Origin of the sequence: Thauera sp. 63, from assembly GCF_000310165.2 — a bacterium.
In the GTDB taxonomy this organism is placed as follows: Bacteria; Pseudomonadota; Gammaproteobacteria; order Burkholderiales; family Rhodocyclaceae; genus Thauera; species Thauera humireducens.
In genome coordinates this window covers 124,790-141,823 of record NZ_AMXC01000006.1, presented here as the reverse complement: position 1 = coordinate 141,823, position 17,034 = coordinate 124,790, and the positions used below count along the sequence as shown (strand labels likewise).

The following is a 17,034-nucleotide window of genomic DNA, read 5'->3' as shown; positions in this document are numbered from 1 at the left end:
TTTTATATCGCTGCGCGATCTTAGACTGGACTCATCGGCTCATAACGACAAGGAGACACCACGATGTCCGATCAGACCCGCACAAGCAGCCCGATCGAGCTCGACCCTGTAGACCAGTGCCCGCCCGGCGGGCGCCTGTTCACCCTCGCCCTGCAGCACGTGCTGGTGATGTACGCCGGCGCAATCGCGGTCCCGCTGATCGTCGGCGGCGCCCTCGGGCTGCCCAAGGACCAGATCGCCTTCCTGATCAACGCTGACCTGCTGTGCTGTGGCCTGGTCACCATCATCCAGGCGCTCGGCGTCGGCCGCTTCGGCATCCGCCTGCCGGTCATGATGGGTGTGACCTTCGCTGCCGTCGGGCCGATGGTGGCCATGGCCACCAACCCCGAGCTCGGCATCAACGCCATCCTCGGCTCGGGCATCGCCGCAGGGCTGTTCGGCATCCTTTTCGCGCCGCTGGTATCGCGCGCGCTACCGCTGTTTCCGCCGGTGGTGACGGGTTCGATCATCGCGGTGATCGGCATCTCGCTGATACCGGTGGCGATCAACTGGTCGGCCGGCGGCCAGCCCAGTATCCGGAACGCGACGACCGGACTGATGGTGGACAACCCTGCCTACGGCTCGCCCGAATATCTCGCCATCGCCGCCATCGTGCTGGTCGTGGTGCTCGCGATCACCCGCTACGGCCGCGGCTTCCTGTCCAACGTCGCGGTGCTGCTCGGCATGGGCGTGGGCTTCGCGATCGCGATCGCGCTGGGCAAGGTCAGCTTCGACGGCCTGAGCGATGTGCCCTGGGTGGCCGTGGTGACGCCGCTGCACTTCGGCATGCCGATCTTCGATCCGATCTCGATCGCCACCATGTGCCTGGTGATGGTGGTGGTGATGGTCGAGTCGCTCGGCATGTTCCTTGCGCTCGGCGAGCTCACCGGCCGCCAACTCAGCCGTGACGACCTCACCCGCGGGCTGCGCACGGACGGCCTCGGCACCCTCATCGGCGCCTTCCTCAACACCTTCCCGCACACCAGCTTCTCGCAGAACGTGGGCCTCGTAGGCGTCACCGGCGTCAAGAGCCGCTGGGTGTGCGTGGCCGGCGGCGCAATCCTGATGGCCTTCGGCCTGTTTCCGAAAATGGCGCTGATCATCGCTTCCGTGCCGCAGTACGTACTCGGCGGCGCGGGCCTGGTGATGTTCGGCATGGTCGCCGCCACCGGCATCAAGATCCTGCTCGCGGCCGATCTGCGCAACAACCGCTTCAACCTCTATATCGTCGCGCTTTCGGTAGGCGCCGGGATGATCCCGATGGTGGCACCGCGGTTCTTCCAGCAGATGCCGCATGCCCTGGAGCCCCTGCTGCACAGCGGGATCCTGCTGTCCGCGATCACGGCGATCACGCTCAACCTTTTCCTCAACGGGGGTCGCCGCACCCCTGGCAGCGACGCGATCGAGCCGGCGATGGCGCACTAGGCGCATCATCGCCAGGAGCCTGACGCCCCGGGTCGATCAGCCGGCCTTACTTGAGCAGCTCAGCCGACGCTGCGACGGCCGCCAATGCGCACTGCTCGTCGAGATGGCCGCCGGGCGCACCGCCAATACCGATCGCACCGATCACCTCGTCGCCGACCCGGACCGGCACGCCGCCGCCGAGCAGGAGAAAGCCGGGGATGTCGGTGAGGTTGGCGGCGCCCGGGTTCTTCTGCGCCGCCTCCATCATCGCCTGGGTGGCGTTGCGTGCCGATGCGGACGTGAAGGCCTTCTGCTGGCTGGCCGCCAGCGTGTGCGGACCGGCGTTGTCGGCTCGCTGCACCGCCCGCACGATCCCCGCGCGGTCGACCACGGTGGCACTGACGGCATACCCCTTTTCCGCGCAAGCCTGGACCGCATCGGCGGCGAGACGGTTGGCAAGCTCGAGCCCCAAGGTACGCTGGCTGAGGACCTGGGCCTGGGCAGCGCCGGCGGTGGTCAGGACGAAGGTGGCGGCAAGGATGGACAGCTTGTTCATGGCATTCTCCAGTGAGGATCGGCCTTTCCGATCCATGGAAGCAGTCTAGGGAGCCCGCCGCCCCCTGCCCATCCGGCCGGCTACCCGCCGCAGCGCGCCCGGCCTCCGTACAACTACGGACCGCCCGCCTCCACCAGGCATGCGTAGTGGCGGATCAGTTGCGCGAGCGACGCCGCTTCGAGCTTCGCGAACAGGTTGGCACGATGCGTCTCCACCGTACGCGGCGACAGCGCCAGCGCGCGGCCGATCTCCTTGTTGGTCAGCCCCTCGACGATCAGGCCGAGAACCTCCCGCTCGCGCGCAGACAGCTGCGCATAGCGCTGGCGCGCGGCGCGGTCTGCGGTGACGCGCGCGCGGGAGGCGACGTGCCGGCGCAGCGCCTGCTGCAGCGTGTCGATCAGGATGTCGTCGTCGACCGGCTTCTCGAGGAACTCCGCAGCGCCCGACTTGAAGGCGCGCCGGCACAGATCCACCGTGCCGTGGCCGGTAAGCATGATGACCGGCATGTCCACCCCGCGCGCAATCAGGGTCTCGAGCACGGCGAGGCCACTGATGCCCGGCATGCGCACGTCGAGCACCACCGCCCCCACGCCCTCGGGATCGAAGCCGGCGAGAAAGCCCTCGGGCGTCGGCCAGGTCTGTGCGCGAAGGCCGACGGTCCCGATCAACAAGGCGAGGCTGCTGCGCACGGCCTCGTCGTCATCGACGACATGGATCAGCGGAGAGAGCGGGATCGTGTCATGCATGGCGGAATTCTGACTCCGGGAAATCAAGCGCGCATCCCCTGTCCCGAAACACGCGGCAGGCTGAGGCGGAACGCCGCACCACGCCCGGAAGCTTCGAGCAACTCGAGCTGCCCATCCATGGACGCCGCCAGGGTCTCGCACAGGCTCAACCCCAATCCGAGCCCTTCCGCACGCGTCGTGTAGAAGGGCGCGAACACCCGCGGACGCTGTGCGGCAGGAATGCCAGGGCCGCTGTCGGTTACGGTCAGGCTGGCGCGGGCACCGTCGTTCGCGAGGCGCAATGTCAGCCGTCGCTCCGTCACGGGCACCCGCTGCAGGGCCTGCAAGGCATTGGTCAGCAGATTGTGGACGATCTGCTCGAGCGCGATGGGGTCGGCCTGGACCCGGAAGTCGCCCGCTCCCTCGAGCCCGACGCGCACGCCGGCCTCGCGCAAGCGCGGCTCGAGCAGATGCAGGACGGCCTCGGCCGCCGCGCGCAGGTCGACGACCTGCACCCGCTCGGCGCCGCCCGGACGTTCGACGCTGCGCCGCAAGCGGCCAAGCACGTCGGCGGCACGCCGGGCCTGGCCTGCGGCCGCTTCCATCGCGGTGCGTGCGGTCTCGGTGTCGGGCGGCTCGTCACGCAACAGACGAACAGCCGCACCCGTATTGGCGAGGATCGCGGTAAGCGGCTGGTTGAGTTCATGCGCCATGCCGGCGGCGAGCTCCCCCATGGCGTTGAGCCGCCCCACCTGCCCCAGACGCAGCAGCTCCTCGGCGCGGCGACGGGCAATGCGTTGCTGAGCCAGCGCCGCCGCCCCCGCCATCAGTCCGATGAGCACGGCGCTGCTCGCCAGCATCTGCGCCCACGGCAATTCGTCCCACCCGACACTGCGCTCCGCCACGACATCGAAGGGCTGACTGCGGACGTCGAGTGGACGGTTGAAACCGAAACGCCATCCCCCGGCCTCGTCGGCACCCGAATGGATGCGCCAGCGATGCCCGCCGTGCATGAGATCGATCCGCACGGGGGCATCGATGGCGAAGGGCCATTCGGCATCGGTGACCAAGCCGGCCAGATCGATCTCGAGTGCGTGGCTCGCGGCCTCGCCTGCGAGCACCAGCCACAGACGCCCCTGTTCCATCCCCGACACGAGGCCCCAGGCGCGCCCCGCACTGCGCGACGACGCCTCGGCCCGCGACAGCGCCATCCCGAGCGTTCCGTGCGCCCACGCCTGCGTCCGCTCGGTGCGAAGGACGGTGACGATCCGCGGGTAGATGGCCGGCAGGCGATGCGCGGCCTCTGCCGTCGCCGGCGTGTCGAGCAGGGCCAGCGTGGCCAGAATGGCTTCGTGCTCGACTGCGCGCAGGCTCAACACCCGGTGGACGATGCCGGCCTGGGTCTCGAACTCACGCCTTGCGCGCTGCAACTCCGCATGCGCCAGCCAGGCGGAAGAAATCAGGCAGAGGATCAGTGCCCCGGCGATCCAGCGCAGATGCGCACGCACGAAGGTCATCTCACCCCCTCGACGCCCTCATCCGCCGAGGCGGCGCGTCTGCAGCAGTTGCCACATGCTCATCATCGCCAGCGCGCCGACGATCAATGCCATGCCGGTCAGTTCGACCGTATTCGGCAGCTCGCCGAGCTCGATCCAGCCCGCGAGCGCGCCGATGAGCGGAATGCCAAGCGCCGACAGCCCGGCCATGCCCGCCGACAGCCGCTGCAGCACGTACAGCCACAACAGCCACGCCAGCCCGGTGGCGAACACCGCGTTGAATACCAGGGCGCCGAAGAAGTACGGCGTCGGATCGATCGGCCGCGACGGATGGAGCAACGCGACCACGCACAGCGCAAGCGCGCCGAACAGCATCTGCCAGGCGGTCAGGGCCAGAAGGTCGAAGGCGTGATTCTGGCGCATGCGCTTGGCAAGCACGGCCGAAGCGGCCCAGGTGATGCCCGCCACCACCGCGAGGAGATTGCTGAAGCCGCTGCCCCCCATCGCCCAGGGCTGGAGCACGAGCACCAGACCGCCCCCGGCGATCGCGATCGACGCCCACTGGAGACCGCGCACCCGCTCGCCCAGTGCCCACCACGCCATCGGGATGACCCAGAACGGCATCGTATAGACCAGGACGGCCGTCTTGCCCGCACCACCGGCCACCAGCGCCCATTGGATCAAGGCGGTAAAGGCGGCCGTCTGCAGCAAGCCGAGCAGCACCACCTGGCGAACCGCCCCCACTCGCATCGGCCGGCGCAACAGGACGAGCACGAGGAACAAGGTCGCTGCGCCGAGTGCGGCACGAATGGCGGAAAAGTCAAAGGGATCCACGTACTGGATCACCTGCTTCATGACGACCCAGTTGTAGCCCCAGATCAGCGACAACAGGCCGAGGGCAAAGAGAGCGAGACGGGGCGTACCGGATGCGGACATCGGACCTCCAAAAAGAAAACGCCGCGGCGCCCCTGGTGGGGGCCGCGGTCGAAGGGCTGCCGCCGGAGAGACGGCGGCGATTCACGGTGCGAGGTGCATTATGCACAGCAAGAGGCGTGCTGACATAAGGTCTCGCTGATAGCGCTTATCGGCTCGGCGGCAACGGGCAGCGGATCTCGCCCGCCACGCGGCCTACCCACCGGCGCCCGACTCACATCGGCTGCGCCGCAACGACCGGCGCCTTGCGGCTCATCAGGCCGAGATGCAGGAGTGCGCCGAGCAACGGGAGCCCCTGAAGCACCTCGAGCCAACCTTGCGACTCGATGACGACGAGGAGCAGTTCGATCTCGAGTCTGTGTTCGAGGCTCTGCTCAGGGCCTGAACGGCGGGCGAGCGCTTGCTGGTCGTGAATCCGACGCTGAAGTTCGATGTACCCGGATTCCTCGACCTCGGTCTCCTGCTTGGCAAGGAACGGAAGCGCTGTGACCTCCGCTCGCCGGCCTGCCCGAGCGCTGCCTAGATCCCGCCCGCCCAGTAACCGGGCTGGTTGTAGGCCGTCTTGAGATAGTCGATGAAGTGGCGCACCTTCGCCGGCAGATGGCGCTGTTGCGGATACACGGCCTGGATGTCGTAGCTCGGCACGGCAAACTCGTCGAGGACGGTGACCAGCTCGCCCCGCTTCAGCTCGGCCTGGATCTCCCAGGTCGAACGCCAGCCGACGCCCAGCCCTTGTCTGACCCATCCGTAGAGCAGCTCGCCATCATTGCAGGCGAGATCGCCCTCGACGCGTACCGCAAACAGACGGCCATCGCGCAGGAAGGTCCAGCCACGCTGCTGGCCGCCAGCCAGGTTGAAGGCCAGGCAATTGTGACGAGCGAGATCCTCCGGCTGCCGCGGAACGCCATGGCGCTCGAAATAGGCCGGCGTCCCGCACACCACGCGGCGGTTGGCGAAGAGCCGCACCGCGACGTAGTTGGGATCGGTCACTTCGCCGATGCGTATCGCCATGTCGTAACCCTCGCGCACGAGGTCAACCACGCTGTCGGTAAAGTTGAACGACATCCGCAGATCGGGGTGCAGCGCCTTGAACGCGGTCGCGTGCGGCGCAACATGACGCCGGCCAAAGGCCGCAGGGGCCGATACCACCAGGTGGCCGCGCACTGCGTTACGACCCGAGCTGATGCCGCGCTCGATTTCGTCGAAATCCCTTAGCAGCTGACGCGACTGGTCGAGAAACTGCTCGCCCAGGTCGGTCAGGCGCAGCCCGCGCGTCGAACGGTGCATGAGCTTCACGCCGAGCCGGGCTTCGAGCCCATCCAGGCGGCGCCCCAGAACGACCGGTGTCACCCCCTCGATCAGTGCGGCCGCCGCAAAGCTGCCCTTCTCGGCCACGAGGACGAAGCTGCGTATTTCCGTATACCGATCCATGCCCTGCCCTCCCATGGGTGCGAGCCGGCGTGCTGCCGACGATCGGCTGCGGCGCCGACGCAAGGGCGGGTCCAGCCTCGGCGGCGGCCCGCCAAGGTCCGCTCAGTCGCGGAACACTTGCTCGGCCTCGTCCTCGAGCGCCGGTCCATCCACCACCACGACCCGCCGGCCGCGCGCCAGCACCTCACGGCAGCCCAGATGCAGCTCATTCTCGGTGCGTGGCAGCGCGCCATAGTTGCGTTCGCTGCTGAGCGCATACACCAGTCGCCGAACACCGCTCCAGAATACGGCGCCTGCGCACATGGCGCACGGTTCGGCGCTCGCGTAGACGGTGGCGCCTGCCAGGGTTCTGTCATCGAAGCGACCGCCGGCAATCCGCAGCAGGTTCATCTCGGCGTGACCGGTCACGTCATGACCGCTGGCCTGATCGTTCTCGGCCTCGGCCAGCACCGCCCCGTCGGCACCCACAAGCACGGCGCCGTAGGCCCCGTTGCCCTTGGCCTTGGCTGCGCGCGACAGCTCAATAGCTCTACGCAGATATCGAATATCGTCCTGATCGAGCGTCACCATATCATCACCCTCCTGATCGACGGCAAGCACGTCCGCCTACGAGCACGCCGCTCCACCGCACGTCTTGGCCAATAAATAGACGAAATTTTAAGCGCTTACACGGCCGACACCATTTGAGATCGCTTATACCGGACATCATCCATAACCAGGCGGCGGGCCTGTCCGTCTCCCGGTCGCTCCGGCATTCAATACTATTTGTATCGATAGAAGCGACGAATAGTGGGATTCAAGAATGGCTAGCGACTCCCTAAGCTTTCGCCATCCCCCAACCAAAAATGGCAATGGAGAGACAGATGGCCCTCATGAGAGCAGTCGATGCCGCAGCCGCGGTGATGCGCAAGGAAGGTGTGAACACCGTGTTCGGCATTCCCGGCGCCGCGATCAACCCGCTGTACTCGGCGATGAAGAAGAACGGCGGCTTCAATCACATCCTCGCCCGCCACGTCGAAGGCGCCTCGCACATGGCCGAAGGCTACACCCGCGCCAATCCGGGCAACATCGGCGTGTGCATCGGCACGTCCGGCCCCGCCGGCACGGACATGATCACCGGGCTGTACTCGGCCTCGGCCGACTCCATCCCCATCCTGTGCATCACCGGCCAGGCACAGCGCGCCCGTCTGTACAAGGAGGACTTCCAGGCCGTCGACATCGAGTCGATCGCCAAGCCCGTCACCAAGTGGGCGGTGACCGTGCGCGAGCCGGCGCTGGTGCCGCGCGTGTTCCAGCAGGCCTTCCACGTCATGCGCTCCGGCCGCCCCGGCCCGGTGCTGATCGACCTGCCCTTCGACGTGCAGATGGCCGAGATCGAGTTCGACCTCGACACCTACGAGCCGCTGCCGGCCTACAAGCCCGCCGCCACCCGCGCCCAGGCCGAGAAGGCGATGGCGATGCTGAACGCCGCCGAGCGCCCGCTGATCGTGTCCGGCGGCGGCGTGATCAACGCCAACGCCGAAGCCAGGCTGCAGGAATTCGTCGAGCTCACCGGCGTGCCGGTGATTCCGACCCTGATGGGCTGGGGCACGATCCCCGACGACCATCCGCTGATGGCCGGCATGGTGGGTCTGCAGACCTCGCACCGCTACGGCAATGCCACCCTGCTCGCCGCCGACTTCGTGTTCGGCATCGGCAATCGCTGGGCCAACCGCCACACCGGCTCGGTCGAGGTCTATACGCAGGGGCGCAAGTTCGTCCACATCGACATCGAACCGACCCAGATCGGCCGCGTGTTCGGCCCCGACTTCGGCATCGTGTCGGACGCCGGCGCCGCGCTCGACCGCCTCATCGAGGTGGCGCGCGAGATGAAGGCCGCCGGGCAGTTGCGTGATCGCAGCGCATGGGTCGCCGAATGCCAGCAGCGCAAGCGCACGATGCAGCGCAAGACGCACTTCGACAACGCGCCGATGAAGCCGCAGCGTGTGTATGAGGAAATGAACCGCGCCTTCGGCAAGGACACCTGCTACGTCAGCACCATCGGCCTGTCGCAGATTGCTGCCGCACAGTTCCTGCATGTGTACAAGGCGCGCTACTGGATCAACTGCGGCCAGGCCGGCCCGCTGGGCTGGACCGTGCCGGCCGCGCTGGGCGTCTGCGCAGCCGATCCGCAGCGCAAGGTGGTGGCGATCTCGGGCGACTACGACTTCCAGTTCATGATCGAGGAACTGGCGGTCGGCGCACAGTTCAAGCTGCCTTACGTCCATGTGCTGGTGAACAACGCCTATCTCGGCCTGATCCGCCAGGCACAGCGCGGCTTCGACATGGACTATTGTGTGCAGCTCGCGTTCGACAACATCAACGCACCGGAAACCGAGGGCTATGGCGTCGATCACGTCAGCGTGGTCGAGGGCTTGGGCTGCAAGGCGATCCGCGTGCGCACACCGGAGGAGATCCAGCCGGCCTTTGCCCAGGCGAAGCAGTGGATGGAGGAATTCCGCGTGCCGGTGGTGGTCGAGATCATCCTCGAACGTGTGACCAACATCTCGATGGGCACGGAGATCAACGCGATCAACGAGTTCGAGGACCTCGCCGAAAAGGGCGCCGACGCCCCGACTGCCATCGCCCTCCTCGATTGAGCCCCTTGGCCGGGGGCGGTCCGTTCCGCGCCCGGCTGCAACCGATTACCGGAGACGAAGAAATGCCGAAGTTCAACGCCAACCTGACGATGTTGTTCAACGAAGTGCCCTTCATCGACCGCTTCCAGGCAGCGGCGGAAACCGGCTTCAAGGGCGTGGAGTTTCTCTTCCCCTACGCGTTCGACAAGCACGAACTCGCCGAGCGCCTCGACAAGCATGGCCTGGTTCAGGTGCTGCACAACCTGCCGGCCGGCAACTGGGAAGCCGGCGAACGGGGCATTGCCTGCCACCCGGATCGCGTTGGCGAGTTCCAGGACGGCGTCGGCCGCGCGCTCGAGTACGCGACCGCGCTCGGCTGCAAGCAGGTGAACTGCCTGGCCGGCATCGCCCCCGCTGGCGTCGCGCCCGACACGCTTCACGAGACTTTCGTCGGCAACCTGCGCTTCGCGGCCGACAAGCTCGAAGCCGCCGGCATCCGCCTGCTGATCGAGCCGATCAACACCTTCGACATTCCGGGCTTCTACCTCAATCGCACGGCGCAGGCGATCGCGCTGATCGACACGGTCGGCTCCGGCAATCTCTACCTGCAGCACGACATCTATCACGTGCAGCGGATGGAAGGCGAACTCGCCAACACCATCGCCAGGCACCTGCCCAGGATCGCCCACATGCAGATCGCCGACAACCCCGGGCGTAACGAGCCCGGCACCGGAGAGATCAACTACGCCTGGCTGTTCCGCCACATCGACCAGCTGGGCTACGACGGCTGGATCGGCTGCGAGTACAAGCCGGCCGCCGGCACCCGCGAGGGGCTGGGCTGGGTCACGGCGCTCGCGGGTTGAGCCGCACAGCGACAGCTTCGACAACAGGAGAAACGACAATGACAAGCATCGGATTCATCGGTCTCGGCATCATGGGCACCCCCATGGCGGGACATCTGCTCGCAGCCGGCCACGCGGTCCACACCTACACCCGCGGCGACACGCCGAAGGCCCTGCTCGAGGCCGGCGCAAAACCCTGCGCCAACGGCGCGGAGGTCGCGCGCAACGCCGACATCATCATTACCATGGTGCCCGACACGCCGCACGTCGAAGACGCCCTGTTCAACCCCGAGGGTGTCGCGGCCGGCCTGTCGAAGGGCAAGATCGTGGTCGACATGAGCTCGATCTCGCCGGTGGCCACCAAGGAGTTCGCCCGCCGCATCAACGCGCTCGGCTGCGAATACCTGGATGCCCCGGTTTCCGGTGGCGAGGTCGGCGCCAAGGCGGCCAGCCTCACCATCATGGTGGGCGGCAGCGAGGCGGCCTTCGACAGGGTCAAGCCGATCTTCGAGCTGATGGGCAAGAACATCACCCTGGTCGGCGGCAACGGCGACGGCCAGATCACCAAGGTCGCCAACCAGATCATCGTCGCCCTCAACATCGAGGCCGTGGGCGAGGCCCTGCTGCTCGCGGCCAAGGCCGGCGCGGACCCGGCAAAGGTGCGCCAGGCGCTGATGGGCGGCTTCGCCAACTCGCGCATCCTCGAGGTGCACGGCGAACGCATGGTCAAGCGCAGCTTCGATCCGGGGTTCCGCATCGAACTGCACCAGAAGGACCTGAACCTGGCGCTCACCACCGCACGCCAGCTCGGCGTGTCGCTGCCGAACACGGCCACGGCGCAAGAGCTCTTCAATGCCTGCGCCGCGCATGGCGGTGCGAAGTGGGACCACTCGGCAATGGTGCGGGCGCTGGAGAAGATGGCCAACTACGAGATCGGCCAGTAAGCGGCCTTGCACCGGCGGGCGTCCCGGCTGCACGAGCGGCACGCCCGCCCCTGTCACCCATGGGGTAATAAGACAAGACGCCGGCACCGACCGGCGTCCCCCCGGGGGGACGCGCCCCCCGGCGTGCCGCCCACCTACTCTAGGAGATTCCGATGCGTCACCTCGCCATCGATGTCGGTTCGTTCCGCTTCGTCGCCCGTATGGAGGAAAGCGCCGCGCCGAAGACCTGCGCCGCCTTTCTGGAACTGCTGCCCTTCTCCAACCAGGTGATCCACTCGCGCTGGAGCGGTGAGGCGGTGTGGGTGCCGCTCGGCGAGTTCGACACCGGGCTGGGCTTCGAGAACCACACCAGCCACCCCTCGCGCGGCGACATCCTCCTCTACCCGGGCGGATTTTCCGAGACCGAGATCCTGTTCGCATACGGCAGCAGCTGCTTCGCCAGCAAGATGGGGCAGCTCGCGGGGAATCATTTCCTCACCGTGGTCGAGGGCGTCGACCAGCTCTACGAAATGGGCCGGACCGTACTCTGGAAGGGCGCGCAAGCGATTCGCTTCTCCGACCTCGGCGCGCGCTGACGCAGCGCGCGGCACCGCCCACGTGCGTCAGCGACGTCGACGCACCGCAGTCATTAGGCTCAAAGCACAGGATCCAGCATGAACACCTCACCGCGCGAACTGCTCGCCGCCATGTTCAACGCGGCCGTCCAGGCTGCCCAGCCCGCACACTGCATCCCCCGGCTTCTTCCGGCGCCCCCCAAAGGCCGCACGCTGGTGATCGGTGCCGGCAAGGCCTCCGCCGCCATGGCGCAGGCACTCGAGCGGGCGTGGACAGGCCCGCTCTCCGGTCTCGTCGTCACCCGCTACGGCTACGCCGTGCCCTGCGAACGCATCGAGATCGTCGAGGCGTCCCACCCGGTTCCCGACGCCGCCGGCCTCGGTGCCGCCCGGCGCATGCTTGAACAGGTGCGTGGCCTGACCGAGGACGATCTCGTGATCTGCCTGATCTCCGGTGGCGGCTCCGCCCTGCTGCCCCTTCCGGGAGAAGGCATCGAGCTCGCCGACAAGCAGGCGATCAACCGCGCACTGCTTCGGTCCGGCGCCACGATCTCGGAGATGAACTGCGTCCGCCGCCACCTCTCCGGCATCAAGGGCGGGCGTCTGGCCGCCGCGTGCCACCCGGCGCGGGTCGTCAATCTCCTGATCTCCGACGTTCCCGGCGACGACCCGGTCGATATCGCATCCGGCCCCACCGTGGCCGATCCGACCACCTGTGCGGACGCGCTCGATATCGTCCGCCGCTACGGCATCGAACTTCCGCCCGGCGCGTGGCGGCTGCTGGAAAGCGGCGCGGGCGAGACCGTCAAGCCCGGCGATGACCGGCTCGCCCGCGTCGTTACCCACCTGATCGCGACACCCCAGATGGCGCTCAAGGCCGCCGCCAAGGTGGCCGCGCTCGAAGGCGTGACGCCTGTCCTGCTCGGCGACAGCATCGAAGGCGAAGCGCGCGAGGTGGGCAAGGTGATGGCCGGCATCGCGCTCCAGACCCGACACCAGCGGCAGCCCGTACCCCCGCCGTGCGTACTGCTCTCGGGCGGCGAGACCACCGTGACCGTGCGCGGCGCGGGACGCGGCGGACGCAACGTCGAGTTCCTGCTGTCGCTGGCGCTCGCGCTCGACGGCACCCCCGGCGTCCATGCCGTCGCCGGCGACACCGACGGCGTGGACGGTCTCGAGGAGATCGCCGGCGCCTTCGTCGCCCCCGACACGCTGTCGCGGGCCTGGGCAAAGGGCATTCGCCCGCGTGACAGACTGGACGACAACGATGGCCATGGCTTTTTCGAGGCGCTCGGCGACTCGCTCGTCACCGGGCCGACCCTGACCAACGTGAATGACTTCCGCGCCATCCTGATTACGTGACTGCCGATTCATCAGAACCAAGGAGAAGACACCCCATGAGAAGCACGAAACTGCTGACGCTGGACGACGTGAAGCGCATCGCGGCCGCAGCGGAGTCCGAAGCGCGCAGCAACAACTGGGCCGTCAGCATCGCCGTGTGCGATGCCGGCGGGCATCCGCTCTGGCTGCAGCGCCTGGACGACGCGCCGCCGATGAGTGCCTTGGTGGCGCCGGAGAAGGCACGCACCTGCGTGCTGAGCGGCAAGCCCAGCCGCACCTACGAGGACATGGTCAACAACGGTCGCTTCGCCGCACTGAAGATGCCGGTCGTGCCGCTCGAAGGCGGCGAGCCCATCATCGTCGAGGGCACGGTGATCGGGGCCGTGGGGGTATCCGGTGTCCGCTCGGGCGAGGACGCCCAGGTCGCACGTGCCGGGATCGCTGCCCTCACCACAGTCAAGGAGGCCACATGAAACGCGAACGACGCGCCCGGATCCTCGCCACCCTGGGTCCTGCCAGTTCCTCCCTCGAGAGCATCCGCGCCTTGGCCGAGGCCGGCGCCGACGTCTTTCGCCTGAACTTCAGCCATGGCTCGCACGCGGACCACGCCGAACGCCTTCAGCTGATCCGCCGGGTCGAGCAGGAACTCGAACGCCCGATCGGCGTGCTGATGGATCTCCAGGGCCCGAAGCTGCGTGTCGGCCGCTTTGCCGACGGCAAGGTCACGTTGAAGGCGGGCGCGTCCTTCCGCCTCGACCTGTCGCCCGAAGACGGCAACGAGACGCGTGTCAGCCTGCCGCATCCCGAGATTTTCGCCGCCCTGGAACGCGGCACCGAGCTGCTGCTCGACGACGGCAAGCTGCGCCTGCGGGTGGAGTCCTTCGGCCCGGACTTTGCCGAGACCGCGGTGATCGTGGGCGGCGTCCTGTCCGATCGCAAGGGCGTCAACGTGCCGGGGGTGGTGCTGCCCATTTCGCCGCTCACCGCCAAGGACCGTGCCGACCTCGCATTCGGGCTGTCGCTGGGCGTCGACTGGGTCGCCCTGTCCTTCGTCCAACGCCCGGAGGACATCCGCGAGACACGCGAACTCGTGGGCGACCGTACCTGGATCATGGCCAAGCTCGAAAAGCCCGCCGCGATCGACCAGCTCGAACCCATCGTGGCCTTGGCCGACGGCATCATGGTGGCGCGCGGAGACCTTGGCGTCGAGTTGCCGCCGCAGCAGGTACCTGTGCTGCAGCGGCGCATCGTGCGAGCGGCGCGGGCGGCCGGCCGGCCGGTGGTCGTCGCCACGCAGATGCTCGAATCGATGATCAGCGCGCCCGTCCCTACCCGAGCCGAAGCCTCCGATGTCGCCACGGCCGTCTACGATGGTGCCGACGCAGTGATGCTCTCGGCCGAGTCGGCCTCGGGCCAGTATCCGGTCGAAGCGGTCAGCATCATGCACCGCATCATCTGCGAGGTCGAAAAGGATCCGGCTTACCGGGAGGGGCTCGAGGCAAGCCACAGCCCCGCCGCCGCCAACACGCCGGACGCCATCTGCTGCGCGCTGCGGCGCGTGGCGGACCTGCTCGAGCCGGCCGCGACCGTGACCTACACGACCTCGGGGTTCTCCTGCCTGCGCGCCAGCCGGGAGCGCCCGAAGGCGCCCATCCTGGCGCTGACGCCGCATGTGGGCACCGCGCGCCGGCTCTCGCTTGTCTGGGGCGTCCATCCGGTTCCCTTCGAGGAAGTCCACGATGTCGCCGAGATGGTCGAGCATGCCGGGGCCGCGGCGGTCCGTCAGGCGTTCGCCAATCCCGGCGACGTCGTTGTCGTGATCGCCGGGATTCCTTTCGGACACAGCGGCAGCACGAACCTGCTGCACGTGTTGCGGATTCCCGCCTGAACCGGCGCCACCGCACCTGACGCGCTACGCGGGCCGCGAACTCGTTTCATCGCGGCCCAGAACGGATGAGAGTATCCGCGACCGCGTCGCCACGATCCTCCAGGTGCCGTCGATGCGGCGGTACTCGTCATCGTACATCACGCCCAGCCGGCGGGTCGCACCGGTTTCGGCATCGAGGTTGAAGTAGGCCAGCGACCAGCGACCGCGCGCATGGTCCTCGCCGAGCAGCTCGATCTCGGGATTGGCACCGTGGTGGCTGTCGCGCACGCGCGGGTGGCAGGCGAGCGACTGGTAGAGGGCGACGAAGCTGTCGCGGTCCTCGAAGCGGCCGACGGCCTCGTAGTCGACGACGATCAGGCCGGTGGCGAAACAGTCGCGGATCGTCTCGACTTCCTTGAGGTCGCAGGCGTTGAGGTAGCGGTGCTTGAGCTGGCGGATGGCTTCCAGCGCCTCGAGCCGCGCGATGCGTTGTTCAAGCGTCATCGCACGCTCCTCAGCTCACTCGCGCCGGATGGAAGGCGCACGGCGCGCCGAGGATGTTGCGCCAGGTCGGCGGCTCGCGGCCGTCCTCGTCGCGCACGCCGTAACGCTGCGCGAGTTCGGCGACGATCTGCGTGCGGCCGGACAGCTCGGAAAGTCCGGGGTCGCGCCACAGCGCATGGATGACCCGCCCGACGAACTGCGGGCTCTCGCTGCGCGCCATGAAGTCGCCATAGGCATCGCCACGCAGGCGGGCGGCGATCTCGGTGCGTTCGGTGCGCTGCACGCCCAGCCAGAGCGAGACCGCCGCCACGCCGCTGCCTTCGAAATCCACCGCCATGTCGGCCGCCATCTTGTCGCAGCCGGCCTTCTGCGCACCATAGGCGGGACCGTGCATGTAGCAGCCGGCGCCGTACGAGGACGTGAAGGCGACGAGCCCCCGCCCGGCGGCGATCAGCAGCGGTGCCGCATGCCAGGCGGCGACGTAGTTCGAGCGCAGGCCGACGCCGAACATGTCGGCCTGGGCGAGCGGTTTGGTCCAGAACGGGCCGGGCTCGATCAGGCTGTCGTCGATGCAGAGCGCGTTGTTGACCAGGATGTCGAGCCGGCCGTGCTCGTTCGCGATGCGCGCGAACAGCGCCTTCACCTGCGCGTCGTCGGCATGGTCGCACGGCACCGCGATGCCTTGTCCGCCCGCGGCGGTAACCGCCGCGGCGGCGGCGTGGATGGTGCCGTGCAGCGGCGTGTCGCCGATGCGGGAGGCGCCTTCGGTGGTGCTGCGTCCGGTCAGGTAGACCGTCATGCCGGCCGCGCCGAGCGCTTCGGCCACGCCCCGGCCCACGCCGCGGCTGGCGCCGGTAACGAGGGCGACGCCCTGAGAGGCGGATGTATTCATCGATTCTCCATCGCAACGAGTTCGGGGCATGCGGCGCCCCGGTGCCAGCCCGCTATCGCCCGGCGACCTGCCCGCCGTCCACGCTGTAGAGCTGGCCGCTGATCCACGCACCCTGCGTGCTGCAGAGATAGACCACCATGCTGCCGATCTCCGCAGGGGCGCCCGCGCGTTTCAAGGGCACATAGGTGTTGATGATGGCGTCCCACTGCTCGGACGAGAGATCGTCCAGCCGCGACGTGGAGACGATGCCGGGGCAGATCGCATTGACGCGGATGCCGTATCGCCCCACCTCGCCCGCCATCGCCGCGGTCAAGGCATGCAGCCCCGCCTTGCTGGCAGCGTAGGCGGCCGTGTTGGGCGCCATCAGCTTGCCGCCCACGGACGAGATGTTGATGATGGTGCCGCCCTCGCCCTGCGCGATCAGCTGGCGACCGAACACCTGGCTCATGTAGAAGCTGCCGTTCAGGTTGACGTCGATGACCTTGCGCCAGGCGGCCGGATCGACATCGACCACCGGGACGCGGTCACCCGCGCGCGCGGCGCCGGCGTTATTGATGACGAAATCCACCCGGCCGAACTCGCGCACCACCGTGTCGGCCAGCGCCGCGACGGCGTCCGGGTCAGCGACGTTGCTGACCACCGGCAACGCGCGCCGGCCCAGGGCGCGGATTTCCTCCGCGACGGACTCGATGTCGCGCCAGCCGGCCTGCTTCTCGTCCGCCGGGAATGCGTCCGGCGAGCGGCCGCTGCCGGTGATGACGACGTCGCAGCCGGCCCGGGCGAGCTCGACCGCAATCGAGCGACCGATGCTGCGCATCCGCCCCGCACCGGTGACGACGGCGACCTTGCCTTCCAGCCCTGTGAGTGCATAGCTCATCTGCGATGCCC

At 68.0% G+C, this 17,034-nt stretch carries 17 protein-coding genes; 8 read left to right on the top strand and 9 right to left on the bottom strand.

The genetic code is table 11. The features are described from left to right. Positions 1 to 63: 63 nt before the first annotated feature. Entirely contained in the window at positions 64 to 1,464 is a 1,401-nt protein-coding gene (locus tag C664_RS07845; RefSeq protein WP_004256876.1) for a nucleobase:cation symporter-2 family protein, read from the top strand. A gap of 46 nt (positions 1,465 to 1,510) precedes the next feature. Here the strand turns inward: C664_RS07845 and C664_RS07840 are convergent, their stop codons facing one another. From C664_RS07840 to C664_RS07815, 6 genes are all read right to left on the bottom strand, one after another. Then, complete coding sequence (locus C664_RS07840; RefSeq protein ID WP_004256872.1) at positions 1,511 to 1,999, bottom strand: GlcG/HbpS family heme-binding protein; 489 nt, start codon at positions 1,997 to 1,999, stop codon at positions 1,511 to 1,513. Between the two features lie 113 nt (positions 2,000 to 2,112). Next, positions 2,113 to 2,745, bottom strand: a complete 633-nt coding sequence (locus C664_RS07835) for a response regulator transcription factor (protein WP_004256868.1) — start codon at positions 2,743 to 2,745, stop codon at positions 2,113 to 2,115. Between the two features lie 23 nt (positions 2,746 to 2,768). Next, positions 2,769 to 4,241: a sensor histidine kinase gene (locus C664_RS07830; protein WP_004256864.1), complete on the bottom strand. Its 1,473-nt coding sequence runs from the start codon at positions 4,239 to 4,241 to the stop codon at positions 2,769 to 2,771. 18 nt (positions 4,242 to 4,259) lie between these two features. After that, entirely contained in the window at positions 4,260 to 5,156 is an 897-nt protein-coding gene (locus tag C664_RS07825) for a DMT family transporter (RefSeq protein WP_004256862.1), read from the bottom strand. 516 nt (positions 5,157 to 5,672) lie between these two features. Next, a complete protein-coding gene (locus C664_RS07820) occupies positions 5,673 to 6,584 on the bottom strand; it encodes a LysR family transcriptional regulator (protein ID WP_004256858.1) in 912 nt (303 codons plus the stop codon). Positions 6,585 to 6,686: 102 nt separating this feature from the next. Next, positions 6,687 to 7,154 carry a nucleoside deaminase gene (locus C664_RS07815; protein ID WP_004256856.1) on the bottom strand — a complete coding sequence of 156 codons (468 nt, stop codon included), beginning with the start codon at positions 7,152 to 7,154 and terminating at the stop codon, positions 6,687 to 6,689. A 293-nt stretch (positions 7,155 to 7,447) separates the two neighbouring features. Here C664_RS07815 and gcl point away from each other — a divergent pair, with 293 nt between their 5' ends. The 7 genes from gcl (at position 7,448) to pyk (ending at position 14,771) form a co-directional block, all read left to right on the top strand. Beyond that, complete coding sequence (gcl, locus tag C664_RS07810; RefSeq protein ID WP_004256855.1) at positions 7,448 to 9,223, top strand: glyoxylate carboligase; 1,776 nt, start codon at positions 7,448 to 7,450, stop codon at positions 9,221 to 9,223. 62 nt (positions 9,224 to 9,285) lie between these two features. Further along, positions 9,286 to 10,065 carry a hydroxypyruvate isomerase gene (hyi, locus tag C664_RS07805; RefSeq protein WP_004256853.1) on the top strand — a complete coding sequence of 260 codons (780 nt, stop codon included), beginning with the start codon at positions 9,286 to 9,288 and terminating at the stop codon, positions 10,063 to 10,065. Between the two features lie 38 nt (positions 10,066 to 10,103). Further along, positions 10,104 to 10,988, top strand: coding sequence for a 2-hydroxy-3-oxopropionate reductase (locus tag C664_RS07800; RefSeq protein ID WP_004256851.1), 885 nt, complete (start codon positions 10,104 to 10,106; stop codon positions 10,986 to 10,988). Between the two features lie 152 nt (positions 10,989 to 11,140). Then, positions 11,141 to 11,563: a DUF3830 family protein gene (locus C664_RS07795; RefSeq protein WP_004256849.1), complete on the top strand. Its 423-nt coding sequence runs from the start codon at positions 11,141 to 11,143 to the stop codon at positions 11,561 to 11,563. A 78-nt stretch (positions 11,564 to 11,641) separates the two neighbouring features. Then, entirely contained in the window at positions 11,642 to 12,904 is a 1,263-nt protein-coding gene (locus C664_RS07790; protein ID WP_004256825.1) for a glycerate kinase type-2 family protein, read from the top strand. 35 nt (positions 12,905 to 12,939) lie between these two features. Continuing rightward, positions 12,940 to 13,356, top strand: coding sequence for a GlcG/HbpS family heme-binding protein (locus C664_RS07785; protein ID WP_004256821.1), 417 nt, complete (start codon positions 12,940 to 12,942; stop codon positions 13,354 to 13,356). Beyond that, positions 13,353 to 14,771: a pyruvate kinase gene (gene pyk / locus C664_RS07780; protein ID WP_004256819.1), complete on the top strand. Its 1,419-nt coding sequence runs from the start codon at positions 13,353 to 13,355 to the stop codon at positions 14,769 to 14,771. Before C664_RS07785 ends, pyk begins: the two co-directional genes overlap by 4 nt. Positions 14,772 to 14,795: 24 nt before the next feature. Here pyk and C664_RS07775 read toward each other — a convergent pair whose 3' ends face one another. The 3 genes from C664_RS07775 to C664_RS07765 are packed head-to-tail and all read right to left on the bottom strand — an operon-like array spanning position 14,796 to position 17,023. Then, complete coding sequence (locus C664_RS07775; protein WP_004256816.1) at positions 14,796 to 15,254, bottom strand: nuclear transport factor 2 family protein; 459 nt, start codon at positions 15,252 to 15,254, stop codon at positions 14,796 to 14,798. Positions 15,255 to 15,264: 10 nt separating this feature from the next. Next, a complete protein-coding gene (locus tag C664_RS07770; protein ID WP_004256813.1) occupies positions 15,265 to 16,146 on the bottom strand; it encodes an SDR family NAD(P)-dependent oxidoreductase in 882 nt (293 codons plus the stop codon). 52 nt (positions 16,147 to 16,198) lie between these two features. After that, positions 16,199 to 17,023, bottom strand: a complete 825-nt coding sequence (locus tag C664_RS07765; RefSeq protein ID WP_004256809.1) for an SDR family NAD(P)-dependent oxidoreductase — start codon at positions 17,021 to 17,023, stop codon at positions 16,199 to 16,201. Positions 17,024 to 17,034 lie beyond the last annotated feature (11 nt).

What these genes read in the sequence shown, in the direction of transcription:
- gcl (WP_004256855.1), top strand. Translation starts at nt 7,448, where the DNA reads ATGGCCCTCATGAGAGCAGTCGATGCCGCAGCCGCGGTGATGCGCAAG.
- C664_RS07815 (WP_004256856.1), bottom strand. Translation starts at nt 7,154, where the DNA reads ATGGTGACGCTCGATCAGGACGATATTCGATATCTGCGTAGAGCTATT.
- pyk (WP_004256819.1), top strand. Translation starts at nt 13,353, where the DNA reads ATGAAACGCGAACGACGCGCCCGGATCCTCGCCACCCTGGGTCCTGCC.
- C664_RS07795 (WP_004256849.1), top strand. Translation starts at nt 11,141, where the DNA reads ATGCGTCACCTCGCCATCGATGTCGGTTCGTTCCGCTTCGTCGCCCGT.
- C664_RS07820 (WP_004256858.1), bottom strand. Translation starts at nt 6,584, where the DNA reads ATGGATCGGTATACGGAAATACGCAGCTTCGTCCTCGTGGCCGAGAAG.
- C664_RS07845 (WP_004256876.1), top strand. Translation starts at nt 64, where the DNA reads ATGTCCGATCAGACCCGCACAAGCAGCCCGATCGAGCTCGACCCTGTA.
- C664_RS07765 (WP_004256809.1), bottom strand. Translation starts at nt 17,023, where the DNA reads ATGAGCTATGCACTCACAGGGCTGGAAGGCAAGGTCGCCGTCGTCACC.
- C664_RS07840 (WP_004256872.1), bottom strand. Translation starts at nt 1,999, where the DNA reads ATGAACAAGCTGTCCATCCTTGCCGCCACCTTCGTCCTGACCACCGCC.
- C664_RS07830 (WP_004256864.1), bottom strand. Translation starts at nt 4,241, where the DNA reads ATGACCTTCGTGCGTGCGCATCTGCGCTGGATCGCCGGGGCACTGATC.
- C664_RS07835 (WP_004256868.1), bottom strand. Translation starts at nt 2,745, where the DNA reads ATGCATGACACGATCCCGCTCTCTCCGCTGATCCATGTCGTCGATGAC.
- C664_RS07790 (WP_004256825.1), top strand. Translation starts at nt 11,642, where the DNA reads ATGAACACCTCACCGCGCGAACTGCTCGCCGCCATGTTCAACGCGGCC.
- C664_RS07775 (WP_004256816.1), bottom strand. Translation starts at nt 15,254, where the DNA reads ATGACGCTTGAACAACGCATCGCGCGGCTCGAGGCGCTGGAAGCCATC.
- C664_RS07785 (WP_004256821.1), top strand. Translation starts at nt 12,940, where the DNA reads ATGAGAAGCACGAAACTGCTGACGCTGGACGACGTGAAGCGCATCGCG.
- C664_RS07770 (WP_004256813.1), bottom strand. Translation starts at nt 16,146, where the DNA reads ATGAATACATCCGCCTCTCAGGGCGTCGCCCTCGTTACCGGCGCCAGC.
- C664_RS07825 (WP_004256862.1), bottom strand. Translation starts at nt 5,156, where the DNA reads ATGTCCGCATCCGGTACGCCCCGTCTCGCTCTCTTTGCCCTCGGCCTG.
- C664_RS07800 (WP_004256851.1), top strand. Translation starts at nt 10,104, where the DNA reads ATGACAAGCATCGGATTCATCGGTCTCGGCATCATGGGCACCCCCATG.
- hyi (WP_004256853.1), top strand. Translation starts at nt 9,286, where the DNA reads ATGCCGAAGTTCAACGCCAACCTGACGATGTTGTTCAACGAAGTGCCC.